Consider the following 12,928-nt stretch of genomic DNA (forward strand, 5'->3'; position numbering starts at 1 on the left):
CCGCTGTTCCTGTGGCTGGTGTAAAGGTGAATGTTCCGTCACCCGAAGTTCCCGTGAAGGTTAAGCCTAAGCTTGTCAAATTCGCTACACCATTGGTGAAATCAGCCGCATTAGTTAATTTATTCGTACCTGATAAGCCACTGATGCTTCCTGTTAAGCTTGTGCTTACCGTTACATTGTTCGTTGAAGCATTGAAGCTAGTCACCGTGTTACCATAAGCATCTTGTGCCGTCAAGCTATTCGTGCCCGTGAAGGCAACGCCATTGATTTGAGGACTTGCTAAACTTACCACCAACTTACTGAAGCTAGACTCTGATACTGTCACCGATAAACGGTCAGCTCCTGCTGCAGAAATGGTTCCATCCGTAGCAGCTATCTGAGCTGATTCTGCTTTGTATAGCAACATAGAAGCGGTAGCCACACCATTGGTGAAGCTAACGCTTGTACCTGTACCAAAATCAGTGCCTGCTACCGTTGGTGCGGTGGATGGATTAGCCGAACTATTCGCTCCGGAGAAGGTAATCGTCTTAGAGCCTGTATAAGCCGCATCCGTATTTCCTTGCGCATCCTTAGCGGTGATGGTGATATTTTGAGATACCCCAGCTGTTTGTGTTCCAGTTCCTGTAATCACCAATCGCGTAGCTGCTCCTGCATTAATCTGTACCGAACCACTCGTTACCGCTGTACCACTCTGTGGGGTAAAGGTAAAGGTGCCTGTTCCAACTGTTCCTGTGTAAATCAACTTCGTACTCAAGTTGGCTACACCACTCACAAAGTCACCTGCGCCTGTCAATTTATTCGTACCCGACAAGCCAGAAATACTTCCTGTCAAATCGGTACTAACTGTTATATTATTTGTTGAAGCATTAAAATTCGTTACCGTATTCCCGTAGGTATCTAATGCAGTTAAATTATTGGTTCCAGTAAATGAAACTCCATTCACTTGCGGACTAGTTAGACTTACTGCCAATTTAGAAAAGGTACTTGGATTCACTGTTACCGATAAACGATCGGCTCCCGTTGTGGTAATTGAAGATTGCGTTGCTACGATGTTCGCTAATTCAGCTTTAAATAATGACATGGAAGCGGTAGCCACACCATTGCTAAAGTTCAAGGTAGTTGCCGTTCCAAAATTAGTACTTGCCACAGTAGGTGTCGTAGCTGGACTAGATGAACTATTGGCTCCAGAGAAAGTAATTGATTTGTTACCTGTATAGGAAGTGGCCGTATTACCAGAAATATCTTTGGCTGTCAAGGTAATGGTTTGTGAGGATCCTGCCGTTTGGGTCGCTGTACCTGTTATCACAAATTTGGTGGCATCACCAGGCAATAGGTCTCCTGAATCAGAACCTGTTGCTCCAGAAGCAGCCGTAAATACCAAATTCCCTGTTCCTGAAGTACCTGTCAAAATTAATTTGTTCGTCAAATTGGCAACTCCATTCACAAAGTCTGCTGCTGAATTCAACTTATCTCCTCCAGATAATCCGGAAACAACCACCACTGACTCAGCAGTAACCGAAACAATATTTTGGGAAGCATCAAAATCTGTAACGGTATTTCCGAATTGATCTTGTGCAGTAACATTATTTACTCCCGTCCAGGCGACTCCATTAATTTGTGGTGTCGTTAAATTAACAGCAAATTTACTTAAGGAAGTTGGACTCACTGCCACTGACAAACGATCAGTGCCCGCAGCTGAAATCGTTCCATCGCTTGCAGCAATTTGAGCTGATTCAGCCTTATACAATACCATGGATGCGGTGGCAACCCCGTTGGTAAATGTTAAATTAGTTCCCGTACCAAAATTCGTTCCAGCTACCGTTGGTGAGGTACTTGGGCTTAATGAGCTTGCTGCACCTGAGAAAGTAATAGTATGCGATCCTGTATAAGCGGTGGCTGTATTGTCATTTACGTCCTTGGCTGTAATGGTGATAGTTTGAGCCCCTCCGGCGGTTTGAGTAGAGCTACCCGTAACTACCAATTTAGTAGCTGTACCTGGTGCAAAAGTAATCGTTGACTGGGTTTGAGAGCCCGCTCCACTTTTCACTGGATTTCCTCCAATGGTAGCGACAAATATACCTGAGCCAGCTGTGGTTGGAGAAGTGACTGTGGCGGTATAAGTACCATTTCCTACATCAGAAACAGCACCAATGCTACCTAAACCTGATAATTTCTCTATCGTTACCGTAGCACCACCTGCTCCTAAATTATTTCCATAGGCATCTTTGGCGGTTACTGTCAATACTTGAGTGCTTGTTCCATTAGCAGTGATGGTGGCTGAAGATGGTGTCAAGGTAGTAAAAGCAGCATCCAATATACCTGGGTTGTAGGTAATGGTAGCTTGTGTCTGCACCCCTGTTCCACTCTTCACATCAGCGCCTCCAATAGTAGCCACAAAAACACCTGAGCCTGCGGCGCTTGGTGCAGTCACCGTGGCGGTATAAGTACCATTACCTACGTCGGTTACGGAGCCTATACTACCAGTACCAGAAGATTTAACAATGGTTACAGTGGCTCCACCTGAAGTCAAATTATTTCCATAGGCATCTTTGGCCCTAACAGTTAATACCTGAGTGCTTACTCCATCAGCGGTTATGCTTGCGCTGGTTGGCAATAAAGTAGAGATGGCCGCATCAACAGCAGCAGGATTTACTACCATATTATCCGATGCATCTGCTATGCCAGTAGCACCATCGGCCGCTGGACTTGCATCTGACACCGTGATGGTATAATTACCCGCTGTAGTATTGCTGAACCAGAAATTAGCTGTAGAATCTCCATCCGCAATATTCACCGAAGTAAGTAAGCTACCATTATTTGCCGTACTGTGGAACAAACCACCTGTGGTGTATAAATATACAGTTTGAGCTCCAATGGTACTGGATAAATTGGCAATATCTCGACGAGAAACGGTGTAAGCCGCTCTTGTACCCGCTACAATATCCGATGGAGCATTTAATACAAACTTATTCGTTCCAGCGGTTTCACCGGCATAAAAATCTCCTAAAGAACTAAATCCTGAACTTTGAACCGATGTACCTGTTCGTGTACCCGCTGCTCCGATGGACCAGGTATCACCTAATTTCTTTCTAACAATTAAAGTGGATGTATTAGCACCTCCTTGAATATCACCAGCTACATAATTAAGCGTAGCGGTCATAGTGCTGTATGTTCCAGATGTATTATCTAAATCATTGATTGACCAATAACGGTTGATGTATTTCGATTGACTAATACCCGATGCTATAGCTGGAGCTGCACCCGGAACAGTAGTTGAGGTAGTAATGGTCAAATTACCCGATCTTCCGGCAAAAGATAGACTCAATGGAGCATAGTTATCTGAATCACCAATTGGGAAGTTAACGGTACTAGAATTTTGAGGAATTCCTCTGGCCAATTTACCCTGTACATACCTTGATGAACTTGCACCCGAAATGCTGGCTCCACTTGCTATGCTTAATACATTTGAACCGTTAGTAACTATTTTACCATTTTGTAAATCTAAGGTACCATTGATTAATACATCAGAGTCTAAGGCAATTCCAGAGGCCGTATTGATGGTCAAATTACCCAATTGACGAGCTCCCGATTTAAAGGATAAAGTAGGAGTTCCTGAACTGGTATTAACCACTAAGTTAGAACTAGAGCTACCTAATAAATTACCTGTGATACTCGATAAAGTTCCATTCAAGGTTAATGTATTAGAACCAATGGATAAATCACCGCTGATGATATTTAAGTTTTGAGATACGGAAACATTACCATGTAATGACTGAGCAACACTTTGAGAAGCATTGTTCCATTCCACATTCATAAAGCTTTGATCCAATCCTCCCGTCAAAGCTGTTGAAGTAATTCCTGTCACTTTTAATAAAGCATTAGTTCCTGCCCCAGCGTTAGATGACCAAGTGGATGCCGGAATAGAACCTCCATTTCTGGCATGCTCATAGGTACCTCCATGGAATGCTAATAATTCAGAACTAATCGTATTGACAAATTCTCCTCCAGAATTTTTAAAAGTTCCATGGGTATGAATGTTATATTCCGCTACAGGATTACTAGAGTGCTTTAATGTCAAGGTACTTCCTGACGGCAAATCAAACACTCCATCGATAATCAAACTATATAATTCGATATTGGTATTTAAGGTCGTGGTAATTCCTGATGGGATTTTTACAATATCGTATTCTCCCTGAGAAGTCTGTGTTGGAGCTGAAGTATCTGTAAAGGTATTTCCACCGTCAGAAGAAACCTCCCAGGCTACAGAAGTCCAGTTACCTGAAGATTTAGGCTGGTAAATTGCTCCTTCTGTAATGGCAAAGGCATCTGTAGAACTAGCCGTTAAACTCATTCCAGAAATAGCCGTAGTCGTAACAATCGCATTGGTATTATACGTATAAGATGGGGAATTTCTGGTAGATTCATCAAAACGTAAATAATCAATTAAGAAAGAGCTACTTCCTGCATTGATCGTCACAGTCACCGGATTGGCCAAAAGAACTCCGCCAGCGGTAGTACGCATTAATTTGGTCGTTTTATCAACTCCTCCTATGGTAAGTCCTAATTGCAAGGTCGTATTGGAACTCACATTCACTTGGTTACCATAGGCATCCTGAACACGAGCGTTCAAGGTAACATTGTTAGATCCCATGGTTGGGTAGGCAGGTGACAAGGTCGTAGCGACCAATTTCGATGCCGTGGCACCGCTAACAGAAACATTTAATTTATTTTCCATAGCTGAAGTACTCACAGTTCCATCAGTTACTGAAATCAAAGTAGACTCTGCCTTGTACAATTTCATTATGGCTGTTCCCACACCATTGGTAAAGCTTACCACGGTATTTGATCCAAAATTGATATCCGAACTATTCTTGTCGGATACCGTTGGTGCCGTAGAAGGATTTGCGGAACTATTAGCACCAGAAAATACCAAGATCTTATCTCCCGTATAACCAAGAACCGTATTACCGTTTTCGTCTTTAGCGGTAATGGTAATCGTTTGACTGCCACCAGCTGTTTGAGACCCATTACCTGTTATCACTAATTTACTTACAGTTCCTGCTGAAATGCTTACGTTTGAACTGGTAACAGCAGTACCTGATGCTGGGGTGAAAGTAAAGGTTCCCGTTCCTGCATTACCGGTAAAAGTTAATCCAGTTAAATTGGAAACCCCATTCGTAAAGTCTCCCGCATTATTCAATTTATTTCCTCCACTTAAGCCTGAAATTATTCCAGTTAAAGTGCTCGTTACCGTGATGTTGTTGCTAGCAGCATTAAATCCTGTTGCCACGTTACCCCAGGAGTCATAAGCGGTCAAGGTATTGGTACCTGTGAAGCTTGATCCGTTAGTTTGTGGACTCGTCAAACTAACCGCAAATTTAAGTCCTATACTAGGGCTAACCACTACTGCTAATCGATCTGAACCCGTGGATGCCGTAATTCCTGAAGCACTCGCAGTAATATACGGAGACTCTACATGGTACAAGGCCATTGTTCCTGTAGCCACACCGGCTGTAAAGGTCATAGTAGTAGCTGAACCGAAGTTAATTGCAGAAGTATTTTTATCCGTAACTGTGGCAGCTGTCACTGGATTAGTGGAAGAACTTGCCCCAGCGAAAGTAATGGCATGATCACCTGTATAAGTAGTTACCGTATTTCCATTCGCATCTTTAGCAGTAATGGTAATAGTTTGTGTACTACCTGCAGTCTGTGTTCCTGTACCCGTAACTACTAAACGAGTGGCTGTACCTGCTCCCATGGTCACGTTTCCACTAGTAACTGGAGTACCAGAAGCTGGAGTAAAGGTAAAGGTGCCTGTACCTGCAGTACCTGTAAAGGTTAATTTACTGGTCAAATTAGCCACACCCGAACTGAAATCTGCGGCATTGTTCAACACGTTAGAGCCATTAAGTCCGGAAATAGTTCCAGTCAACGAAGAGGTAACTGTAATCACATTAGCTGAAGCATCAAAGCCGGTAGCTACGTTTCCATAGGCATCAAGGGCGGTTAAGGTATTAGTTCCTGTAAAGGCTGTACCTGAATTTTGTGGACTGGTTAAGCTAACGGTAAATTTAGTTGCCACACCGTGACTCACTGCAACCGTCAAACGATCAGAACCTGTAGAAGCATTGATTCCAGAGGCACTAGCAGCAATATTAGCTGTTTCGACTTTGTACAATTTCAAATCTGCCGTAGCAACACCATTCGTAAACGCGATGGTCGTGGCTGTTCCAAAGTCAATGGCCGCACTGGTATTATCAGTTACATTCGGTGCAGTGGATGGATTAGGAGAAGAATTAGCTCCAGAGAAGGTCAAGGCATGATTTCCTGTATATCCTGTTGCCGTATTACCATTGGCATCTTTAGCCGTAATGGTAATGGTCTGTGTTCCACCAGCCACTTGTGTAGCCGAACCAGTGATGACAAATTTCGTAGCAGAACCCGCATTGATAGTTACATTACCACTAGTAGCGGCCGTACCAGTAGTTGGAGTAAAGGTGAAAGTACCTGTTCCTACTTCACCCGAGTAAATAAATTTAGAAGTTAAATTAGCTACACCTGCGGTGAAATCTCCGGCACTGTTCAAGATATTGGTACCCGATAATCCTGTGATACTTCCTGTGAGCGAGGTAGTAACTGTTACTGGATTAACGGAGGCATTGTATAAAGCTGTATTACCATAGGCATCTTGCGCGGTCAAGGTATTAGTACCAGTAAACGCAACTCCATTGGTTTGAGGACTAGCTAAACTCACCACAAATTTACTGAAGCTCGCTGCTGAAACTACCACTGATAATCGATCCGAACCTGAAGTGGTGATACTTCCTTGAGTAGCTACGATCGGTGCTGTTTCCGCTTTATACAATACCATAGAGGCTGACGCCACCCCATCAGTAAAGCTAATGTTTGTAGCTGTACCAAAATTTGTACCCGCAACTGTCGGTGCAGTGGATGGATTACTGGAATTATTTGCCCCCGTAAAGGTCAATGACTTAGTTCCTGTATAAGAAGTTGCCGTATTTCCACTGGCATCTTTCGCAGTAATTGTAATGCTTTGAGAGGCTCCTGCAGTTTGGGTTGTACTACCTGTAATAACAAACTTCGTCGCGCTACCTGGATTAATCACCCCATTAAATGAGCCAGTAGCACCTCCTGTGGCGGTGGTAAAGGTTATCGTTCCAGAACCAGATGTACCCGTATAAATTAATTTACCTGTTAAATCCGCTACACCATTCACAAAATCGGTATTGCTAGTTAACTTATCTCCTCCAGAAAGCCCGGAAATAACTCCTCCCAAACCTGTGGTGGCTGTAACGTTGTTGGTCGAAGCATCAAAATCCAAGACAGGGTTTCCATAGGCATCTTCCACCGTGATGGTATTGACTCCTGTTAAAGCTACACCATTGGTTTGTGGGGTAGTGAAAGACACGTGGATTTTGTTTAAACCTGCCTGATTCACATTGACCGTTAATCGATCTGCGCCAGAGGAAGCAATACTTCCATCATTCGCTACGATGATCGATTCTCCTGCTTTGTATAGAATCATGGAAGCCGTGGCAACCCCATTCGTAAAGGTCAAATTGGTTGTTGCTCCAAAATCGACTCCCGCTACGGTAGGTGTTGTTACTGGGTTAGTCGATTGCGTAGATCCTGAGAAAGTCAATGCTTTAGATCCTGCATAAGAGGTCACGGTATTTCCGCTGGCATCCTTTGCTGTAATAGTGATGGTTTGACTGGCGCCTGCTGTGATAGTACCCGTACCTGTCACCACCAAACGTGTAGCTGCAGCAGGGTTGATAACTACATTGCCACTCGTACCAGAAGCACCGCCTGTAGCCGTGTTAAAGCTAAATGTACCAGTTCCAACGGTTCCTGTGAATATTAATTTGCTTGTCAAATTTGCCACCCCATTCACAAAGTCAGAGCCACTATTTAATTTGTTCGTTCCTGACAAACCTGAAATCGTACCTGTCAAGCTGGTAGTTACAGTAACATTATTCGCACTGGCATCAAAAGAAGTAACTGTATTACCGTAAGCATCTTGTACCGTCAAGGTATTCGTACCAGTAAAGGCCGAAGCATTGGTTTGTGGACTAGCCAAACTAGCCACCAATTTATTTAATCCCGCATTCGATACTGTCACGCTTAAACGATCTGCTCCCGAAGTAGTCACTGCCCCTTGGGTAGCTACTAACAAGGCAGATTCTGCCTTGTATAACTTCACTTGAGAGGTAGCAACCCCACTTGTAAAGGTAATCGTCGTGGCTGTTCCAAAATTAATGTCAGCATTGTCTTTGTCTTTAGCCGTTGGTGAAGTACTTGGATTGATAGAACTTCCTGCTCCCGAGAAGACAATCGACTTATCACCAGTGTAAGCGGTGGCCGTATTTCCACTCGCATCTTTGGCGGTCATGGTCACAACCTGACTTCCCCCTGCTGTTTGTGAACCCGTACCTGTCAACACAAATTTCGTCGCTTCACCTGGATTCACCGTAATGCTAGCACTGGTTACCGCTGTTCCTGTGGCTGGTGTAAAGGTGAATGTTCCGTCACCCGAAGTTCCCGTGAAGGTTAAGCCTAAGCTTGTCAAATTCGCTACACCATTGGTGAAATCAGCCGCATTAGTTAATTTATTCGTACCTGATAAGCCACTGATACTTCCTGTTAAGCTTGTGCTTACCGTCACATTGTTTGCCGAAGCATTGAAGCTATTCACTGTGTTACCATAAGCATCTTGTGCCGTCAAGCTATTCGTGCCCGTGAAGGCAACGCCATTGATTTGAGGACTTGCTAAACTTACCACCAATTTACTGAAGCTAGACTCAGATACTGTCACCGATAAACGGTCAGCTCCTGCTGCAGAAATGGTTCCATCCGTAGCAGCTATCTGAGCTGATTCTGCTTTGTATAGCAACATAGAAGCGGTAGCCACACCATTGGTGAAGCTAACGCTTGTACCTGTACCAAAATCAGTGCCTGCTACCGTTGGAGCGGTGGATGGATTAGCCGAACTATTCGCTCCGGAGAAGGTAATCGTCTTAGAGCCTGTATAAGCCGCATCCGTATTTCCTTGCGCATCCTTAGCGGTGATGGTGATATTTTGAGATACCCCAGCTGTTTGTGTTCCAGTTCCTGTAATCACCAATCGCGTAGCTGCTCCTGCATTAATCTGTACCGAACCACTCGTTACCGCTGTACCACTCTGTGGGGTAAAGGTAAAGGTGCCTGTTCCTACTGTTCCTGTGTAAATCAACTTCGTACTCAAGTTGGCTACACCACTCACAAAGTCACCTGCGCCTGTCAATTTATTCGTACCCGACAAGCCAGAAATACTTCCTGTCAGACTGGTCGTCACCGTTACATTATTCGCACTCGCATCAAAGCTTGGTACCGTGTTTCCGTAAGCATCTTGTGCTGTCAAGGTATTCGTACCCGTAAAGGCTACCCCATTGATTTGTGGCGTCGCTAAGCTTACCGCCAATTTCGTATAGCTCGATGGACTCACCGTCACTGACAAGCGGTCAGTACCCGATGTAGTAATCGAGGATTGTGTTGCAACAATGTTCGCAACTTCTGCTTTGTATAACTTCACTTGCGAGCTAGCTACCCCATTCGTAAAGGTGATGGTAGTAGCCGTACCAAAATTAATATCTGTATTATCTTTATCTCTGGCCGTAGGTGCAGTGCTTGGATTGATAGAACTTGTTGCTCCAGAGAAAACAATTGACTTATCACCCGTATAACCTGTGGCTGTATTTCCACTCGCATCTTTGGCGGTAATCGTTACCACTTGGTTGCCTCCAGCTGTTTGGGTACCGGTTCCCGTTACGATAAATTTAGTGGCCGCACTTGGATTAATGGTGATGCTTGAACTTGTTACCGCAGTTCCTGTGGCAGGTGTAAAGGTAAAGGTTCCGTCTCCCGAAGTGCCCGTATACGTTAAGCCTAAGCTTGTCAAGTTCGCTACACCATTGGTGAAATCAGCGGCATTGTCCAATTTATTCGTACCCGATAAACCTGTAATAGTTCCTGTTAAGCTAGTAGTAACTGTAATATTATTTCCTGATGCACTAAAACTGTTGATGGTATTTCCGTAAGCATCTTGAGCCGTCAAGGTATTCGTACCCGTAAAGGCCGTTCCATTCGTTTGTGGAGATTGTAAACTTACGGTTAACTTACTGAAGCTAGACTCAGTTATTGTCACCGATAAACGGTCAGCACCTGCCGCAGAAATAGTTCCGTCCGTGGCAGCAATTTGGGCTGCTTCTGCTTTATACAATATCATAGATGCTGTGGCCACACCATTGCTGAAGCTCAAGCTAGTACCCGTGCCAAAATTAACCCCACCAACCGTTGGAGCGGTCACTGGACTGGATGAGCTATTTGCTCCAGAGAATGTAATAGTCTTAGAACCCGTATATCCTGTTGCCGTATTTCCTTGTGCATCTTTCGCTGTAACGGTAATGGTTTGTGCAGCACCCGCTGTCTCTGAACCTGTGCCTGTAACGACTAATTTAGTAGCAGCGCCTGCACTAATCGCAACGGTTCCACTAGTAACTGTAGATCCCGTTTGAGGAGTAAAGGTAAATGTTCCTGTTCCCGCAGTACCTGTAAATTTCAAGCCTAAAGTACTTAGATTGGCTACTCCGCTAACAAAATCATTCGCATTATTCAACTTATTCCCTCCCGATAATCCAGATATAGTTCCCGTCAAACTGGTTGTAACGGTTACATTATTTGTACTGGCATCAAATGTGGTTACTGTGTTACCATATGCGTCTTCTGCTTCTAAGGTATTAGTTCCGGTGAATGCTACCCCATTGATTTGAGGTGTAGCTAAACTAGTGGTTAATTTATCAAAGGCTGCTGGACTTACGGTGATTGCCAAACGATCAGCACCTGAAGTAGTAATGGATGATTGTGTAGCTACCAAATTAATGGCTTCTGCCTTGTACAAGGCTAAAGTGGCTGTTGCCACACCACTACTAAAATTCAAAGTGGTAGCCGTACCAAAATTCGTTCCATTTACGGTTGGGACAGTCACTGGACTGCTAGAACTTGCCGCACCACTAAAGGTTAAACTATAGTTGCCTGAATAGGTAAGTGCTGTATTATCATTGGCATCCTTCGCCGTAATAGTAATGTTTTGTGTAGCACCCGCTGTTTGTGTACCCGATCCCGTAATAATAAACTTGGTAGCGGCACCTGCATTGATCGTAATACTGGAGCTTGTCACGGCTGTTCCAGAGGCTGGAGTGAAGGTGAAGGTTCCGGAACCAGCAGTACCTGTAAATATCATAACGCTGGTTAAATTCGCTACACCATTCACAAAACGTCCTGCATTGTTCATGACATTACCTCCCGTAAATCCAGAAATAGTACCTGATAAACTAGAAGTGATGGTGATGTTATTGGTGGCTGCACTAAAGCTGGTCACTGTATTTCCGTAAGCATCTTGAGCGGTCAAGGTATTGGTTCCGGTAAAGGCAGTACCACTAATTTGTGGACTAGTTAAACTTACGGCTAACTTACTGAAGCTTGCTTCCGAAACATTGACATTAAGTCGATCTCCTCCTGTACTTGAAATACTTCCATCCGTTACCGAAATCGAAGCAGATTCTGCTTTGTACAATTTCAAATTCGTCGTTGCCACCCCATTCGTAAATGTAACCGTGGTGGCCGTACCGAAGTCTACAGCTGTGGAGTTCTTGTTTGTGGCGGTTGGTGAGGTAGAAGGACTTGGAGAATTAGTGGCTCCAGAGAAAGTCAATGATTTATCTCCCGTATAAGTTAATGCGGTATTTCCACTCGCATCTTTGGCAGTGATTGTCAAGGATTGAGTTCCTCCCGCAGTCTGGCTACCAGAACCCGTTACTACTAATTTAGTAGCTGCCCCGGCAGTGATTTCCCCATTTGCAGAACCGGATTTACCCGAAGCTGATGTAAAGGTAATAGAACCTGTTCCTATGGTACCGGTATATTTCAATGAGCCCGTCAGGTTAGCCACTCCATTCACAAAATCATTGACATTGTTGAGCTTATTACCACCCGATAATCCAGAAATGGTTCCACTTAAACTTACTGTAGCCGTAACTTGATCTTGAGAAGCATCAAAACTGGTTACCGTATTTCCGTAGGCATCTTGCGCCGTGATGGTATTCGTACCCGTAAATGCCAAACCATTGACTTGTGGAGAAGTTAAGGACAGGGCAAAAGTATCTAAACTAGCCGGCGAAACACTTACTGCCAATCGGTCGGCACCAGCAGCAGAAATGCTACCATCTGTTGCTGCTACTATGGCAGCTTCCGCCTTAAACAAGGCCATAGTCGCCGTAGCAACACCATTGGTAAAGGTTAAACTAGTTGCCGTTCCAAAGTTGGTTCCCGCTACCGTCGGGTTTGTTACCGGACTTGATGAAGCATTCGCACCTGAGAAGGTAATATTTTTTGATCCGTTATATGTGGTCGCTGTATTACCACTGGCATCCAATGCCGTGATAGTGATTGATTGGGTGCCACCAGCTGTTTGCGTACCGGTTCCAGTTACTACTAATTTCGTAGCTGCACCGGCATTAATAGTTATCGATGAACTAGTCACCGCTGTTCCCGTCGCTGGAGTAAAGGTAAATGTTCCACTTCCAGATGTTCCTGTGAACTTTAAGCCTAATGTTGTCAAGTTCGCCACTCCATTCGTGAAATCACTCGCTTGATTTAGGATATTGTTTACCCCACTTCCTAATCCACTTACTGTACCTGTTAAGCTAGTAGTAACCGTCACATTATTAGTAGCTGCACTAAAGGTGGTCACTGTATTACCATAAGCATCTTGGGCGGTAAGGGTATTCGTTCCGGTGAATGCCGAACCATTGGTCTGTGGACTGGCTAAACTTACCGCCAGTTTACTGAAGGTAGTTGGACTCACCGTCAC

The 12,928-nt window shown here is 44.3% G+C and carries 1 protein-coding gene; it reads right to left on the bottom strand.

All coding sequences use genetic code 11. From position 1 onward, the window contains the following. Positions 1-12,928 (bottom strand): Ig-like domain-containing protein (locus ESB04_RS12235; protein ID WP_205749514.1); only part of this gene is annotated, 12,928 nt, incomplete at both ends.

This window comes from Aquirufa rosea, from assembly GCF_004118285.1.
GTDB classification, from domain to species: domain Bacteria; phylum Bacteroidota; class Bacteroidia; order Cytophagales; family Spirosomataceae; genus Aquirufa; species Aquirufa rosea.